The sequence below is a fragment of the Plantactinospora sp. WMMC1484 genome, from assembly GCF_049315195.1.
Classification (GTDB): Bacteria; Actinomycetota; Actinomycetes; order Mycobacteriales; family Micromonosporaceae; genus Plantactinospora.
Genome location: NZ_CP186055.1, coordinates 3,815,455 through 3,831,136 on the forward strand (window position 1 = coordinate 3,815,455; position 15,682 = coordinate 3,831,136).

General features: G+C 74.5%; 14 protein-coding genes and 1 pseudogene. 8 read left to right on the forward strand and 7 right to left on the reverse strand.

All coding sequences use genetic code 11. The features are described 5' to 3' along the window. Window positions 1–179: 179 nt before the first annotated feature. Entirely contained in the window at window positions 180–392 is a 213-nt protein-coding gene (locus ACN28C_RS16735) for a hypothetical protein (protein ID WP_422774361.1), read from the reverse strand. A 133-nt stretch (window positions 393–525) separates the two neighbouring features. Between ACN28C_RS16735 and ACN28C_RS16740 the strand changes: the two genes are divergently transcribed. Next, complete coding sequence (locus tag ACN28C_RS16740; protein ID WP_422774362.1) at window positions 526–1,743, forward strand: MFS transporter; 1,218 nt, start codon at window positions 526–528, stop codon at window positions 1,741–1,743. 138 nt (window positions 1,744–1,881) lie between these two features. Here ACN28C_RS16740 and ACN28C_RS16745 read toward each other — a convergent pair whose 3' ends face one another. The 4 genes from ACN28C_RS16745 to ACN28C_RS16760 form a co-directional block, all read right to left on the reverse strand. Then, window positions 1,882–2,145 (reverse strand): hypothetical protein, encoded by a 264-nt coding sequence (locus ACN28C_RS16745; protein WP_422774363.1) that lies wholly within the window; start codon window positions 2,143–2,145, stop codon window positions 1,882–1,884. A gap of 155 nt (window positions 2,146–2,300) precedes the next feature. Continuing rightward, a complete protein-coding gene (locus ACN28C_RS16750; protein ID WP_422774364.1) occupies window positions 2,301–2,762 on the reverse strand; it encodes an SRPBCC family protein in 462 nt (153 codons plus the stop codon). 63 nt (window positions 2,763–2,825) lie between these two features. Further along, window positions 2,826–3,236: a DUF2795 domain-containing protein gene (locus ACN28C_RS16755; protein WP_422774365.1), complete on the reverse strand. Its 411-nt coding sequence runs from the start codon at window positions 3,234–3,236 to the stop codon at window positions 2,826–2,828. A gap of 44 nt (window positions 3,237–3,280) precedes the next feature. Continuing rightward, window positions 3,281–4,264, reverse strand: coding sequence for a YihY/virulence factor BrkB family protein (locus tag ACN28C_RS16760; protein WP_422774366.1), 984 nt, complete (start codon window positions 4,262–4,264; stop codon window positions 3,281–3,283). Window positions 4,265–4,437: 173 nt separating this feature from the next. Here ACN28C_RS16760 and ACN28C_RS16765 point away from each other — a divergent pair, with 173 nt between their 5' ends. Further along, the gene (locus ACN28C_RS16765) at window positions 4,438–4,887 is read left to right on the forward strand and encodes a ChaB family protein (protein WP_422774367.1); all 450 of its coding nucleotides are present in this window, start codon (window positions 4,438–4,440) and stop codon (window positions 4,885–4,887) included. Between the two features lie 111 nt (window positions 4,888–4,998). On the opposite strand, the gene ACN28C_RS16770 is transcribed toward ACN28C_RS16765, so the two are convergent. Next, window positions 4,999–6,438, reverse strand: coding sequence for an aldehyde dehydrogenase family protein (locus ACN28C_RS16770; RefSeq protein ID WP_422774368.1), 1,440 nt, complete (start codon window positions 6,436–6,438; stop codon window positions 4,999–5,001). A 127-nt stretch (window positions 6,439–6,565) separates the two neighbouring features. Here ACN28C_RS16770 and ACN28C_RS16775 point away from each other — a divergent pair, with 127 nt between their 5' ends. Next, on the forward strand, window positions 6,566–8,158 hold the full coding sequence (locus ACN28C_RS16775) for a phytoene desaturase family protein (protein WP_422774369.1): 1,593 nt from the start codon (window positions 6,566–6,568) through the stop codon (window positions 8,156–8,158). Between the two features lie 123 nt (window positions 8,159–8,281). On the opposite strand, the pseudogene ACN28C_RS16780 reads toward ACN28C_RS16775, so the two are convergent. After that, window positions 8,282–9,046 (reverse strand): annotated as a pseudogene (locus tag ACN28C_RS16780) (polyprenol monophosphomannose synthase); the annotation flags it as partial. A gap of 250 nt (window positions 9,047–9,296) precedes the next feature. Here ACN28C_RS16780 and ACN28C_RS16785 point away from each other — a divergent pair. From ACN28C_RS16785 to ACN28C_RS16805, 5 genes are read left to right on the forward strand one after another with little or no spacing between them, the layout of a single operon-like run. Next, on the forward strand, window positions 9,297–11,117 hold the full coding sequence (locus ACN28C_RS16785) for an HAD-IIIA family hydrolase (protein WP_422774370.1): 1,821 nt from the start codon (window positions 9,297–9,299) through the stop codon (window positions 11,115–11,117). Further along, on the forward strand, window positions 11,114–12,091 hold the full coding sequence (locus ACN28C_RS16790) for a glycosyltransferase (protein ID WP_422774371.1): 978 nt from the start codon (window positions 11,114–11,116) through the stop codon (window positions 12,089–12,091). The genes ACN28C_RS16785 and ACN28C_RS16790 overlap by 4 nt, the downstream gene beginning before the upstream one ends. Then, window positions 12,076–13,296 carry a glycosyltransferase gene (locus ACN28C_RS16795; RefSeq protein ID WP_422774372.1) on the forward strand — a complete coding sequence of 407 codons (1,221 nt, stop codon included), beginning with the start codon at window positions 12,076–12,078 and terminating at the stop codon, window positions 13,294–13,296. Before ACN28C_RS16790 ends, ACN28C_RS16795 begins: the two co-directional genes overlap by 16 nt. Next, window positions 13,293–14,117, forward strand: a complete 825-nt coding sequence (locus ACN28C_RS16800; protein ID WP_422774373.1) for a D-sedoheptulose-7-phosphate isomerase — start codon at window positions 13,293–13,295, stop codon at window positions 14,115–14,117. The genes ACN28C_RS16795 and ACN28C_RS16800 overlap by 4 nt, the downstream gene beginning before the upstream one ends. Continuing rightward, window positions 14,114–15,628 (forward strand): PfkB family carbohydrate kinase, encoded by a 1,515-nt coding sequence (locus ACN28C_RS16805; protein ID WP_422774374.1) that lies wholly within the window; start codon window positions 14,114–14,116, stop codon window positions 15,626–15,628. Before ACN28C_RS16800 ends, ACN28C_RS16805 begins: the two co-directional genes overlap by 4 nt. Window positions 15,629–15,682 lie beyond the last annotated feature (54 nt).

Here is a 15,682-nt window from a genome sequence, read left to right on the forward strand (position 1 = left end):
CAGCCTATCCGGAGCCGACCAGTCCGCTCGCTCGGCCAGGCCACGAATGCCCAGCATGCCGGGGCTGGGCGGGTTTGGATGGTCACCGGATCCGCCGGGGCGCGGACTCCCGGCAGCGGGCTCCCGCCGCCTCGTCTACGGGGGCCCGGCGTCGCGCGGGCGCGCCGGTGGAGGTGGGGTTACTCGATCGAGCCGGCGTCCACCGGACGGCGCCGCATCGCGTCGTCGGCGAGGATCACGGTGGCGACCATCAGCGACACGGAGAGGCTGAACAACCACGAGCCGTCGTCGACCAGGCGGGCGGAGACCGGCGCCTGCACCGCGGTGAGCAGGAACGCCAGCCATGCGAGCCGACGCTGACGGATGGAGAGGAAACCAGGAGCCTGACGCATCCCGAAATTCTGCCCTGGCGGACGCCGATCGCCGTCCCCCGTTCGGACGAATTCGAGGCACCTGCCCGCTTGATCCGGCTCTGTGGCACCTCTGGTGGCCAGCCGTCGGTCCCGTCCGGCATGATCGACGGTCGTGTCCACTCCCTCGCGGGTCAGGACCGGGGCCACCGTCCTCGTCCTGGCCTACCTGGCCTTCGTCAGTCTCGGCCTGCCCGACGGACTGCTCGGCGTCGGCTGGCCGTTCATCAGCGCTGACCTGACGGTACCCACCGAGGCGGTCGGCCTGCTGCTCACCTCGGGTACGGCCGGCTACCTCGTGTCGAGCGTGCTGGCCGGATTCAGCATCGCCCGGCTGGGCGTCGGCTGGCTGCTGGCCGGAAGCACCGCGCTGGCCAGCCTGGCATTGACCGGTTACGCCAGCTCGCCGGGGCTGCCGATGCTGATCGGCTGCGCGCTGCTGCTGGGACTCGGCTCAGGCGCGATCGACGCGGGGTTGAACGCGTACGCCGCGGGTGTGTTCGGGCCGCGGCAGATGAACTGGATGCACGCCTGCTTCGGGCTCGGGGTCGCCATCGGGCCGCTGGTGATGACGACGGCACTCGGCGTCGGGCTGGGCTGGCGCTGGGGGTACGGCGTCGTGGCGGCCGCCGAGGCCGTGCTGGCGCTGGCCTTCGTCCTCACCGTCCGGGCCTGGCAGCGGGGAGCGAACGCCGGCCGACCCGATCCGGGAGGCGGGCCGCAGGCACCGGCCGGACCGGTGCGGATCGGCGCCACCCTGGCCCTGCCGGCGGTCTGGTTCGGCGCCCTGACCTTCGCGGTCTACGTGGGGATCGAGGTCGCCGCCGGGCTCTGGGCCTTCCTACTGCTCACCGAGGACCGCGGACTGAGCGCCACCCTTGCCGGCCTCTGCGTGTCGATCTACTGGGGCAGCCTCTTCGCCGGCCGGGTGGTGCAGGGTCTGGTCGCCGAGCGGCTGGGCAGCCGGACGGTGCTGCTCGGCAGCATGTACGGGATGGCGGCCGGCTCCGCGCTCGTCGCGCTGCCCGGTCCGGGCTGGCTGGCCGTGCTCGGCCTCGCGGTCATCGGGTTCGGCGCGGCGGCGGTCTTCCCGCTGTTGACCCTCAGTACGGCCGACCGGGTCGGCCGGCGCCATGCGGATCGGACGATCGGGCTACAGATCGGTGCCTCCGGGCTGGGTGGCGCGCTCATCCCCGCCGCACTGGGACTGCTGATCGGCCGCGTCTCGGTCGCCGTGCTCGGACCCGCGCTCCTGCTGCTCTCCCTGACCATGCTCGGCCTCTACTGGGCCTCCAACCGGCGGGCCGCCCGCCGTCCCGTGCAGGACGGCTGACCGCGGCCGGCTCACCCCTCCGGATCGGTGCGGCCCGCCCCTCCGGATCGGTGCGGCCCGCCCCTCCGGATCGGTGCACCCCGCCGCTCCGGAGCGCTGCGGCACGGGAGGCCGCCTCGCCACGGGCGGCCGCCTCGCTCAGTGCGGTCCGGTGCGGCCGGTGGTCGACGGCCGGAAGCGGCGCTGGTCGTCGCTCATCTGCTCGGCCCGCTCCTCGTCGTACGGCACCACGTCCGGGTCGTCCGGCTCCGCGCCATGGCCGAACGCCGACTCCGCGCCTGCCTCGTTGCCGGTCACGTCGTCGACCTGCCCGTCGGGCGTCGAGGCGCCCATCGCCCTCTCCAGCTCGGTGAGGGGTAGCCGTTCCTCGTCCCGCCAGACGTGCTCTTCGCTGTCGGTCATGCCGTCGCCCTACCCGGCACACCCGAGCGGCAAACGCCGCCGATCCCACCCGTAGCCGGTCCACCGCCGCCGATCCACCCGTAGCCGAATGGCGGTGGCCGCCGGGCGGGTTTCCCACCCGGCGGCCACCGCCGACTCGGTCGGATCCGAGAGCGTTACGGCTGCGGCCGGGAGACCGCGCCGCGCCAGGCCCCGGTCTCGGCGCCGCGCCGCTCGATGAACTGCTTGAACCGGTCCAGGTCACCGGCGACCCGCCGGTCCACCATGCCGAGCTTGTCGCCGGCCTTCTCCGTCATTCCCTGCGGCTCGAACTCCATCTGCGCGGTGACCCGCGTGTGGTTCTCGTCGAGCCGGTGGAAGGTCACCACGCCGGCCTGCCGGGTGCCATCGGTCGACGTCCAGGCGACCCGTTCGTCGGGCAGCTGTTCGGTGATCCTGGCGTCGAACTCGCGGTTCACCCCGCCGATCTCGACCTTCCAGTGCGTCATCGTGTCCGACACCTGCCGGACCTCCTGGACGCCCTCCATGAACTCCGGAAACTCCTCGAACTGGGTCCACTGGTCGTAGGCGGTCCGGATCGGCACCGCAACGTCGACGGACTTGGTCACGCCACTCATCTGGCATCCTCCTTGTCGGTCGGTCTGGGTCTGTGGGTTGCTGTGCTGGTGATTCGGGGGCCGTTACCAGCGCTGGGTCTCGTTGGCGTGGCCGAGCGCGGCCCACACCTCGGAGACGGTCTGGAACCGGCTTCCAGGCGGTAGGCGGTCCAGTTGGGCGAGGATGTCGTCCGGCGCCTCGTTCTCCTCCGCGCTGCGGCGGAGGCTGTCCCGGTCACCGGGCAGGGCGGAGAGCGGGATGAATCGACCCAGTCGGCTTCGCTGCTCGACCTCTTCCGAGGTCATGCCCTGCGGCGCACCGGACCGGGTGTCGTTGCTCGGCGCGCGGGTGAGACCGGGCTGGTCCTCGCCGGCCGGCTCCGGGTCACGCCACTCCTCCGCGCGGCCGCCGGCGGCGCCCTGCACCGTGCCCTTCACCTCCCGGCCCATCTCCTCGTCCAGCCGGGGGCCGTGCTTGCTGTTCCCACGTTCCATACCCAATCCGCTACCCGAGGGGGCCCAGGCTAAACGACATCGGGTCAGTCCGCCGGCCTCTTGGGCGGCAGGGCCGGCTCCACCGGAGGTTCGGCGCCGCCCTGGAGGGCCCGGCCGCGCTGCACCTCGGAGTTGATCTCCACGCCAAGCATCACCGCGCAGTTGGAGAGGTAGAGCCAGATCAGGGCGGCGATGGCGGCGCCGAGGCTTCCGTACGTCACGTTGTAGGAATCCAGCCCGAACCGGGCGACGTAGAAGCCGAAGGCGGCCGAGACGACGGCCCAGGAGGCGAGGGTGACCGCACCGCCGACGGTCAGCCAGCGGAACCGGGGCTGCCGGACGTTCGGCGCGATCCAGAAGAGCAGCGAGAGCAGCAGCATCATGATCGCCACCAGGACCGGCCACTTGGCGATCGACCAGGCGGTCCGGGGCGCGTCACCGATGGAGAGCGCATTGCCCACCGCGTCGGTGACCGGACCGCTCACGATCAGTCCGGTGGCCACCACCGCGAGCAGGACCAGCGCGATGGCCGTCAGCCCGAGCTGCAGCGGACGCAGCAGATAGAACGGCCGGCCCTCGGCGACGCCGTATATCGCGTTGGAGGCCCGGGTGAACGCTCCGACATAGCCTGAGGCCGACCAGAGCGCGGCCACCAGACCGAAGCTCAGCAGCACCTTCGCCGACCCCTGGTTGTCGACCACGTCCCGCAGCACGTTCAGCACGCCCTCGTTCGCCACGACCGAGCCGGCACCGACGTCCCTGGCCAGGCCGGCGATCGTGTCGATGGTCTCCTGACCGTTCGAGACCAGGCCGACCAGCGCGACGATCACGATCGCCGACGGAAACAGTGCCAGCACGCCGTAGTAGGTCAACGCCGCGGCCCAGTCGGCGCAGTTGTCCTTCATGAAGTTCTGCCCGCTGCGGACGAGTACGCCCCGCCAGGTCGTCCAGCTCAACTGACGCAGCCGGCCGGGGAGGTCGCCGTGCCGGTCACGTACCGCCGGGGCCGGTTCCGTGGTTGACGCCATGCTCTGGCCCCCTCGTCGTGCTGGCTTCCGAGCCGCGCTCGCCCGTGGTCGGCCCGGTACCCAGCGCCGGATCAGGACAAACACCAGGTCGGGTTTGCCGGCGGCGGCGCGTTTGCCGGCGGCGGCGCGGGAAATCGGACCGGTGGGAGACGACGATCCGGAGGAGGGAAGTCATGCCCGGACGCGAGGTTCTGCCGAGCACCCTGCAACGCTCGCCGCAGAAGGCGCAGGACACCTGGGCGAAGACCCACGATTCGGCGGTCGAGACGTACGGCGAGGGCCAGCGGTCGCACCGGACCGCGTTCGCCGCACTGAAGCACTCGTTCGAGAAGATCGGCGACCACTGGGAGCCGAAGGGGCGCAAGGGTCCGAGTGACGAGCAGGCGGCCGGCGGCGGACCGGCGCGGCGCGCACCCACCGCCGGTGGCGTGGACGCCAACGCCCCGAAGGGACACCTGATGGAGGTGGCGAAGCGGCTGGAGGTGCCGGGACGGTCCCGGATGACCAAGGCCGAGTTGGTCAACGCCATCCAGAAGGTGAACAACAGGAAGACCGGCACGGCTCGCGGGCGTGAGAAGGAGACTCGCGGGCGTGAGAAGGAGAAGAGCCGCAGGCGCGGCTGACCGGGCGTCGAGCGACGTGCGGGGCGGTGCCGTGCGGGGCGGTGCCGTGCGGGGCGGCTACGTGCGGGGCGGCTACGTGCGGGGCGCTGCCGTGCGGGCCGGGGCGCCGGCTCACCATCGGCTGCCCTCCCCGCCCGGCCCTTCGATGTGCACCGCCTTGGTGACGGTCAGCTCGTCCAGCAGCTCCGGTCCGTACCCGAAACCCTGGCCGCTGCCGGCACGGGGCTCGGCGGCACCGCCCGGTGCGCCACCGAAGACGGCGTTGATCTTCACGGTCCCGACCGGCAGCTCCCGCCAGGCCCGCTGCGCGTGGCTCATGGACGCGGTGAGTACCGTCGCCGCCAACCCGTAGGGCGATTCCGACGCCCTCGACAACGCCTCGTCGAAGGACTCCACCACCATCACCGGGGCCACCGGCCCGAAGGTCTCCTCCCGCATCGCCGCCATCTGGTCGGTGCACTCGGCGAGCACGGTCGGCGGGTAGAAGGCACCTGGCCCCTCCGGCACCTTACCGCCGGTGAGCAGGGTGGCGCCGTCCGCGACCGCCGCCTCGACCTGGCCATGCACGTGATCCCGGTGCCGCCGGTCGACCAGCGGCCCGAGTTCGCTGCGCGGGTCCCGCCCCGGCCCCGACCGCAGCGCCTCCGCGCGCTGCACCAGCGCGCCGAGGAACCGGGTCGCGATGGAACGGAGAACGTAGATCCGCTCGACCGCCACGCAGAGCTGCCCCGCGTTGGCGAACGCGCCGATCGCGGCCTGCCCGGCGGCCCAGCGCGGATCGACGTCGTCGTCGACGATCAGCGGGTCACTGCCGCCGTTCTCCAGCAGGGCCTTGGCGCCGGAGCGGGTGCAGGCGGCGGCGATCGACCGGCCGGTGGCGGTCGAACCGACGTGCGCGACCACGTCGACCTCCTGGCCGGCCAGGGCCGCGCCGACCCGCCCGTCGCCGGTGAGTAGCGACAGCACACCCGAGGGCAGGTGTTCGTCGAGGAGGCGGGCGAGCAGGAAGCCGCTGGCGGTGCTCCGCTCGCTCGGCTTGTAGACGACGGTGTTACCGGTGGCCAGGGCCGCGCCCAGCAGGCCACAGGAGACCGCGACCGGGTCGTTCCACGGTGTGATGACCGCGACCACGCCGCGCGGCTGCGGCACCATCAGGTCGATCGCGTCGGCGTCGCCGCCGAGGGTGCGGCCGCCGCGGACCGGCGCGAGTTCGGCGTACTGGCGCAGCGTCGACACGCCCGCCTGCACGCCGCTGCGGGCGGCGTCGAGCGGCCGGCCCATCTCGGCGGTCTCCGCCTCGGCCAACCGGTCGGCGACCGCCTCGATCGCGTCCGCCGCCCGGCGCAGCGCCGCCGCCCGTTCGGCCGGTGCGGTACGCGCCCACTGCGGTGCCGTCGCGCGGGCCGCCTTGACCGCCGCGTCCACCTCCGCCTCGGCCGCCACCGGGACCCGGCTGACCGGGCTACCGTCGGCCGGATCCACCACGCTGAGCCACCCGGCGCCGGCGCCACCGTCCCACACCCCGGCGATAAGCTGCTGGATCTGATACATGGAGCGCAGTTTGCCCCGGTCCGGGCGGTCCAAACTCTCCGTCCGCAGAGGTGTTAGGAAGGGCCCCCGCTACAACAGAAAACGATAAGCGGGGGCCCTTCCTTGCTAGCGTGCTCGGGTGATGGGCGTGGCGGAAACCGCGGACGCGGTCGTGGTCGGTGCGGGGCACAACGGCCTGGTCGCCGCGAACCTGCTCGCCGACGCCGGCTGGGACGTCCTGGTGCTCGAGGCGACCGGCGAGCCGGGCGGAGCGGTCAGGTCGGCCGAGGTGACCGCCCCGGGCTACCTGAGCGATCTCTACAGCGCCTTCTACCCGCTCGGTTACGCCTCGCCGGTGCTGCGTCGGCTGCGGCTGGACGGCTACGGGTTGTCCTGGCGGCACGCGCCGGACGTGCTGGCGCACCTGTTCCCGGACGATCGGGCCGTGCTGCTCAACCGCGATCCCGAGGTCACCGCGGCCTCGGTGGAGCGGTTCGGCGCCGGGGACGGCGAGCGCTGGCTCGACGCGTACGCGCAGTGGCGGCAGATCTCGGAGCCCCTGCTCGACGCGCTCTTCAGCCCCTTCCCACCGGTACGCGGCGGGCTGACGCTCGCCCGCCGGCTGCGTACCGCCGGACTGCTGCGGCTGGCCCGTCGCCTGGTGCTGCCCAGCGCCCGGCTCGGCGCCGAACTCTTCACCGGCACGGGCGCCCCGGCGCTGCTCACCGGCTGTGCGCTGCACACCGACCTCGCCCCGGACGAGCCGGGTTCCGGCGTCTACGGCTGGCTGCTGGCGATGCTGGGTCAGCAGGTGGGCTGGCCGGTGCCGGTCGGCGGGGCGCAGCGGATCACCGACGCCCTGGTGGCCCGGCTACGGGACCGGGGTGGCCGGCTGCACCGGCACACCCCGGTCGAGCGGGTACTGGTGGCCCGCAACCGGGCCGTGGGGGTGCGCTCGGCCGATGGCCGGCTGTGGCGGGCCCGTCGTGCGGTGCTGGCGGACGTGCCGGCACCGGCGCTCTTCCTCGACCTGGTCGGTACCGACCGGCTGCCACCCCGGCTGGTCGCCGACCTGGCGCATTTCCGCTGGGACGGCTCCACAGTCAAAGTGGACTGGGCGCTGGCCGGGCCGGTGCCCTGGCGGGAGCCCGCGGTGGCCGGTGCCGGCACCGTCCACCTCGGCGGCGACCTCGCCGGCCTCGCGCGGTACGCGGCGGCGCTGCAGCGGGGCGAGTTGCCGACCGAGCCGTTCCTGCTGGCCGGGCAGTTGACGGTGGCGGATCCGGGCCGCTCACCGGCCGGCACCGAATCGTTCTGGGCCTACACCCATCTTCCGTTCCGCCGGGACTGGCGGGCCGAGCAGGTCGGTACGCAGGTCGAGCGGATGGAGGCGGTGCTGGAGCGGGCCGCGCCCGGCTTCGGTGGCCTGGTCCGGGCCCGGTACGTCGCCGGGCCGGCCGAGTTGGCGGCGGGGAATCCGAGCCTGGTGGGCGGTGCGGTCGGTGGTGGCAGCTCCGCCGCGTACCAGCAGCTCTTCCTGCGCCCGGTGCCCGGGCTCGGCCGGGCGGACACCCCGGTCGACCGGCTCTTCCTGGCGGGCGCCTCCGCGCACCCGGGGGGCGGGGTGCACGGCGGGCCGGGCGCGAACGCCGCCCGGGCCGCGCTGGCCCGGGACCGCGCAGTGACCGGCCGGGCGTACGCCGCCGTCGTGGCCGGCGCCCACCGAGCCATCTACGCCTGACCGCCGATCCTCGGCCAGCTACGCCCGACCGGCCTCCTCGGGCCGGTCGGTCTCGCCGGGCCGGTGGGTCTCGCCGGGCTGGTCGGTCTCGCCGGGCTGGTCGGGCTGGTCGGTCTCGCCGGAGCGGGCGATGTTGCGGTGCCGGCCGCGGAGCCTGAACGGCATCAGGGCACTCTCGATCTTCGTCCCCGTGGTCATCTTCGAGTCGCCGTCCAGGCGCTCCTGGAACCGGATCGGCACCTCCAGGATGGTGTGGCCGAGCTTGGTGGCCAGGTAGTGCATCTCGACCTGGAAGCTGTAACCGTTGGACTGCACCCGGTGCAGGCCGATGTCGTGCAACGCCTCGGCGCGCCAGATCTTGAACCCGGCGGTGAGGTCCCGGATCCGCACCTGGAGCAGGGTGTGCACGTAGAAGTTGGCCCAGCCGCTGAGCGCCCGGCGGTAGAGCGGCCAGGCCTCGTCAAGCTGGCCGCCGGGAACGTACCGGGAGCCGATCACCACACCGGCCCGGGTGGAGAGCAGCGAGCCGAGCATCCCGGGCAGCGCCTCCGGCGGGTGGGACAGGTCGGCGTCCATCTGTGCGACGTACTCCGCTCCGGCCGCCAGGGCCTGGCCGATCCCGTCGACGTACGCCCGCCCCAGGCCCTCCTTGCCCGCCCGGTGCACGACCTCGATCCGCTCCGGGTGCTCGATCGCCAGCTTGTCTGCCACCTCGCCGGTGCCGTCCGGCGAGTTGTCGTCGACGACGAGGATGCGCAGCCCGGGCAGTGGCAGGGCGAGCAGCCGCTCGACCAGCACCGGAAGATTTCCCGCCTCGTTGTAGGTGGGGACGACGACGGTCAGGTGCGCGTCCCGCCAGGGAGCAGGCAGCTGTACGGGTTCGATCATCGGGCATCCTCGGTTGGCCGACAGCGGTCAGGGGCAAAGCCTAACGTGACGCAGCGCGCGGGGCGTAACACGGGCTGGAGGTACCAAAACGGCCGGCACCTGGGCGAATGCGCTTCGTCGAGCGGAAGAACCGGCTTCGACGGCCGGGTAACGGTTCGGCTCTGGATAGCGGGGACGCGGCCGGGGTATGCGTACCGGCGACCGACGTCTTCGGACCGGTCCGGCGTGCCCGCCCGCCCGGGTCGAATTGATGTTTACTTCTCCTGCCCCCGGGAACCCGCCGGCCGTGCGCAACGACCGGGTCGACCCGCATCAGTGCAGGTCAGGGGCACCGCACGGTGGCCCGGACGGAGCGTGGGTGAGTCGCGGTCTCTTCGACGCGGTGCTCTTCGACCGGGACGGCACCCTGGTGCACGACGTGCCGTACAACGGGGACCCGGGCCTGGTCCGGCCGCTGCCGGGCGCCCGGAAGGCCCTCGACCGGCTCCGGGCCGCCGGTCTCCGGTTGGGGGTGGTGACGAACCAGTCCGGGGTGGCCCGAGGCCGGTTCAGTTCCGCCGACGTGGCCCGGGTCAACGCCCGGGTCGACGAGCTTCTGGGCCCCTTCGACACCTGGCAGGTCTGCCCGCACGCCGAACCCGCGCCGGGCCGGGCCGGCTGCCGATGCCGCAAGCCGGCTCCGGGCATGGTCTGGGATGCGGCCCGCGCGCTCGGCACCGAGCCCGGCCGCTGCGTGCTGGTCGGCGACATCGGCGCCGACATGACGGCGGCCGGCGCGGCGGGAGCGAGCGGCATCCTGGTGCCCACCGCGCAGACCCGGCCGGAGGAGGTCGCCGCCGCCCCCACGGTCGCCGGTGACCTGGCCGGTGCCGTCGACCTGATCCTGCGACGCCACCGCTCCGGCACACCGAACGGCTCGCCGTTCGACAGTCCCGGGCGCACGAGGGCCCGTTGCGTCCTGGTGGCCCGGCCGGACTCGGCCGGGGACGTCCTGGTGACCGGACCGGCGATCCGGGCCGTCGCGGCCGGCGCCGAACGGGTGGTGCTGCTCTGCGGGCCGCGCGGCCGGGCCGCCGCCGAGCTGCTGCCCGGCGTCGACGAACTCGTCGAGTGGCGGCTGCCCTGGATCGACCCCGAGCCCGGCCCGGTCGACCGGGCCGAGGTTGACCGGCTCACCGCCCGGCTCGCTGCCACCGGCGCCGAGGAGGCGGTTCTCTTCACCTCGTTCCACCAGTCGGCGTTGCCGCTCGCCCTGGTGCTGCGGATGGCCGGGGTAGCCCGAATCTCGGCGATCAGCCCGGACTATCCCGGTTCCCTCCTGGACGTGCGGCACCGGGTGTCGCCGGGGATCCCCGAGGCGGAGCGGGCGCTGTCGCTGGCGGCGGCCGCCGGATTCGCGCTGCCTTCCGGCGACGAGCCGGTGTTGCGGCTGCGGGCCGACCCGGACGCGACCTTCGCCGACGGCAGCCTGCCCGATCCCGGGTACGTCGTGCTACACCCCGGATCCTCCGTAGCGGCCCGTGCCTGCCCGCCCGAACTCTGTGCCGAGATCGTCAACGCGCTCACCGGGGCGGGGCACCGGGTGGTGGTGACCGGCGGTCCGGGGGAGCGGACGCTGACCGCGCGGGTCGCCGGCCGTACCGGAATCGACCTCGGCGGGCAGACCACGCTCACCGGCCTCGCCGCGATCATCGCCCGGGCCGGCTGCCTGGTCGTCGGCAACACCGGCCCGGCGCACCTGGCCGCCGCGCTCGGCGTTCCGGTGGTCAGCCTCTTCGCGCCGACGGTCCCCTTCGGACAGTGGGGCCCCTACCGCGTGCCCACCGTCCGGCTCGGCGACGCCGCCGCCGACTGCCGGCACAGCAGGGCCACCACGTGCCCGGTGCCGGGGCATCCGTGCCTCTCCGACATCGCACCGCACGAGGTCGTCGAGGCGGTACGCCTGCTCGGTCACTCGGCGGCGGCTGCGGCCGGTCCGGGTACGAGCGCGGCGGCTGCGGCCGGTTTGGGGACGACGAGCGGGGCCGCGCGGTCCGGCGTGCTCGCCGGTGCCCGGGAGGTCCGGCCGTGAACATCCTGCTCTGGCACGTGCACGGCTCCTGGACCACCGCCTTCGTGCACGGCAAGCACCGGTATCTCGTCCCGGTCACCCCGGACCGTGGCCCGTACGGCCTGGGACGGGCCCGCACCTACCGGTGGCCGGACACCGTGGACGAGGTGACCCCCGAGGAGTTGGCCGGCGCCGACGTCGACCTGGTGATCCTGCAACGTCCGGAGGAGATCGACCTGGTCACGGAGTGGCTGGGCCGGCGGGTCGGCCACGACCTTCCGGCGATCTTCGTCGAGCACAACACGCCGAAGCAGGGGGACGTGCCGAACAGCCGGCATCCGCTGGCCGACCGCGACGACCTGCTGATCGCGCACGTCACGCACTTCAACGCGCTCTTCTGGGACACCGGTGGTACCCGGACGGCCGTGGTCGAGCACGGCATCGTGGCGCCGACCGCCCGCTACAGCGGGGAACTCGACAGGCTGGCGGTGGTGGTCAACGAGCCGGTACGCCGCTGGCGGGTGACCGGAACCGACCTGCTGCCGCTCTTCGCCGAGATAGCTCCGCTGGACGTCTTCGGGATGGGGGTGGCCGGGCTGCCGGACCGGCTGGGGCTGCCCGCCGACCGGTTGACCGTGCACGACGACCTGCCGCAGGTCCGTATGCAGGCGGAGGTCGCCCGGCGGCGGGCGTACCTGCACCTGTGTCGGTGGACGTCGCTCGGGCTGAGCCTCGTCGAGGCGATGGCCATGGGCATGCCGGTGGTCGTGCTCGCCGCCACCGGGGCGGTGGAGGCGGTGCCACCGGGGGCGGGTGTGCTCTCCACCCGGATCGACACCCTGCTGGCGACCACCCGGCAGCTCGTCGAGGAGCCCGACACCGCCCGCCGGCTCGGGGGTCAGGCCCGGGATGCCGCGCGGGCCCGGTACGGCCTGGACCGGTTCCTGGCCGACTGGGACCGGTTGCTGGAGGAGGAACTATGCGCGTCGCGATGATCTCCGAGCACGCCAGCCCGCTCGCGGTGCTCGGCGGCGAGGACGCGGGCGGCCAGAACACCCACGTCGCCGAGCTCGCCGCCGCGCTCGCCGACGCCGGCCACGAGGTGCGGGTCTACACCCGGCGGGACAGCCCGGACACGCCGCAGACCGTGCAGCTGCGCGACGGCGTCGAGGTGGTGCACGTTCTCGCCGGGCCGCCGCAGCCGATCGCCAAGGACGACCTGCTGCCGTACATGAAGGACTTCAGCCGGTGGCTGGTGGCGCGCTGGCGGGAGGACGACTGGGTGCCCGACGTGGCCCACGCGCACTTCTGGATGAGCGGGCTGGCCGGGATCGCCGCCGGCCGGCAGACCGGTGTCCCGGTGGTGCTGACCTACCACGCGCTCGGCACGGTCAAGCGGCGCCACCAGGGCGCGGCGGACACCAGCCCGGCCCGCCGGGTCGGCTACGAACGGGCCCTCGGCCGGGCCGTCGACCGGGTCATCGCACAGAGCCGGGACGAGGTGCGGGAACTGGTCCGGATGGGCGTGCCGCAGGACCGGGTGACGGTGATCCCCTCCGGGGTCAACGACGCGACCTTCTCGCCCGACGGCCCGGCCGTGCCCCGGGTGCCGGGCCGGTTCCGAATCCTCACCGTCGGCCGGCTGGTGGAGCGCAAGGGCTACCAGGACCTCATCCGGGCGATGCCCACGATCCCGGACGCCGAGTGCGTCGTGGTGGGCGGGCCGCCGGCCGGCGAGGTGGACGACGACCCCCAGGTCCGCCGGCTGCGCGCGCTCGCCGAGGAGGTCGGGGTCGCCGACCGGGTACGCCTGATCGGCGCCGTCCCGCGCGACGAGATGCCGTACTGGTACCGCTCCGCCGACGTCCTCGTCGCCGCCCCCTGGTACGAGCCGTTCGGGCTCACCCCGCTGGAGGCGATGGCCTGCGGTGTGCCGGTCGTCGGCACCGCAGTCGGCGGGCTCACCGACACCGTGGCGCCGGGGCGCACCGGCGACCTGGTGCCACCCCGCGATCCCGAGGCGCTCGGCACCGCCATCCGCGAGCTGCTCGCCGACCGGGTGCGCCGGTTCGGCTACGCGGCGGCGGCGCTGGACCGGGCCCGCCGGTGGTACTCCTGGGCCCGCACGGCCGAGCAGATCGGGGCCGTCTACGCCGCCGTCAGCGAGGTACGCCGGCCGAGCCGGGTGGTCGCCGGATGACCGGGCCCCTGGAGGTGCTGGACAGCCACCTGGCCGGGCTCGCCTCGGCGCTGCTGCCGTACCGGGCCGAGGCCGGGCGGCTGGCCCGCTGGGGCGACGAGCTGGCCCGGCTGCTCGCCGGCGGTGGTCGGATCCTGGTCGCCGGCAACGGGGGCAGCGCCGCCGAGGCGCAGCACCTCGCCGCGGAGCTGGTCGGCAAGCTCCGCGACGACCGGGCCCCGCTCTCGGCGATCGCGCTCTGCGCCGAGACCTCCTCGCTGACCGCGATCGGCAACGACTACGGCTTCGACGAGGTCTTCGCCCGGCAGGTACGCGCGCACGGCCGCCCCGACGACGTGCTGCTGCTCCTCTCCACCAGCGGCCGCAGCGCCAACCTGGTCCGGGCGGCCCGGGCCGGTCGGGAGCTCGGCATGCGCTGCTGGGCGCTGACCGGACCGACGCCGAACCCGCTCGCCGACGCCTGCACCGACGTGCTCGCCGTGCCCTATCCGGACAGTCAGGTGGTGCAGGAACTCCACCTGGTGTCGGCGCACGTGCTCTGCGCCTACGTGGACGTGCACCTGCCGGCCCCGTTCGCCCCGACCGGTTACCTGACGACCGGACCGGCGGCGCCGGGCGCCGCGATGGCGGGCACGGCGATGGCGGGCGCGGGGCCGGCGGGTGCCACACCGCCCGCCACGCAGACCGTGCCCGCCGGGGCGGCAGCGCAGCCGGTGGGCGCAGGCGCCGCGACGGTGCGCCCCTCCGGGGTCGAGGACGAGCTGGTGCTGCGGGTGCCGGGAACCCTCCGTCCGGGCGGGAGCGAGGGGGAGGGGCGATGACCAGGAGGCTGGTGGTCGTCGGCGACACGCTGCTCGACCGGGACGTGGAGGGCGTGGTGAACCGACTCTGCCCGGACTCGCCCGTCCCGGTGCTGGACGAGAACAGCAGCATGGACCGGCCCGGCGGCGCCGGGCTCGCCGCACTCTTCGCCGCCGGGCGGGGCTTCGAGGTCGCCCTGGTCACGGCGCTCGCCGACGACGAGGGGGGCGCCCGGCTCAGCCGGCTGCTCACCGCAGCCGGGGTGCAGGTCTACGGGCTGCCGCTGCCGGGGGCGACCCCGGAGAAGATCCGGCTGCGGACCCGGGGGCGGGTGCTGCTCCGGCACGACCGGGGCGGGCCGGCCGGGCCACCCGGCGAGCCGAGCGAAGCCGTCCTGGAACTGCTGGCCGGGGCGGCCGGGATCCTGGTCAGTGACTACGGTCGGGGGGTGGCCCGGCTGCCCGCGCTGCGCGCTGCGCTCGCGGGCACCGCCGCGCCGATCGTCTGGGACCCGCACCCGCGCGGCCCGGCGGCGGTGCCGGGCGTCCGGCTGGCCACCCCGAACGAGGTGGAGGCTCGCGAACTTGCCGGGGTTGCCACCGGGGCCTCCCGGCTGGCCACGGCGGGGCGCTGCGCCCAGGCGCTGCGTCAGCGCTGGCAGGTCGGCGCGGTGGTGGTGACCCTGGGCGGCGACGGCGCACTCCTCAGCCATGCCGGCTCGACGCCGCTGGTGCTGCCGCCACCGACCCGCGCAGACGGCGACACCTGCGGGGCGGGGGACCGGTTCGCCGCGGCGGCCACGGTGGCCCTGGCGGACGGTGCGCTGGTCTCGGAGGCGGTGCAGCAGGGCGTGGCCGAGGCGTCCGGGTACGTGGCGGGGGGCGGGGTGGCGACCGCCGTACCGGCGGCTCCGGCCCGGTCCACGACGGCGCGGCAGCACGGCGAGCCCGGGCAGGGCGTGCGGCGCTCCGGTGACGCCGTGCCGGTCGCGGCGGTGGAGTGGAGCGACCGGATCGGCCACCGGGCCGCCGGAGAGGTGGTGGCCCGGGTCCGGGCCGCCGGCGGCACGGTGGTGGCCACCGGCGGCTGCTTCGACCTGCTGCACGCGGGGCACGTGGCGACGCTGGAGGCGGCCCGGCAGCTCGGCGACTGCCTGGTGGTCTGCGTCAACTCCGACGAGAGCGTGGCCGCTCTCAAGGGTCCGGACCGGCCGCTGGTCCGGCACGCCGACCGGGCCCGCCTGCTGGCCGCGCTCGGCTGCGTCGACGCGGTGGTCGTCTTCGACGAGTCGACGCCGCACGCGGCGCTGGCCTGGCTACGGCCGGACGTCTGGGTCAAGGGCGGCGACTACGGCACCGGCGCCGACGGACCGGAGCTGCCGGAGGCCGAGATCATGCAGCGCTGGGGCGGGCACACCGTGGTCGTGCCCTACCTGGACGGGCGCTCGACCACCGACATGATCACCGCGGCCCGGACCGGTCCCGGAGCCGCTGCCCGGACCGGTCCCGGGCCGGTGGGACGGGCCCGGTGAGCGGCGGCCTCGACGGCGCCGGTGGTGCGCTCGCGCCCCGGTCCGAGCCGGCGG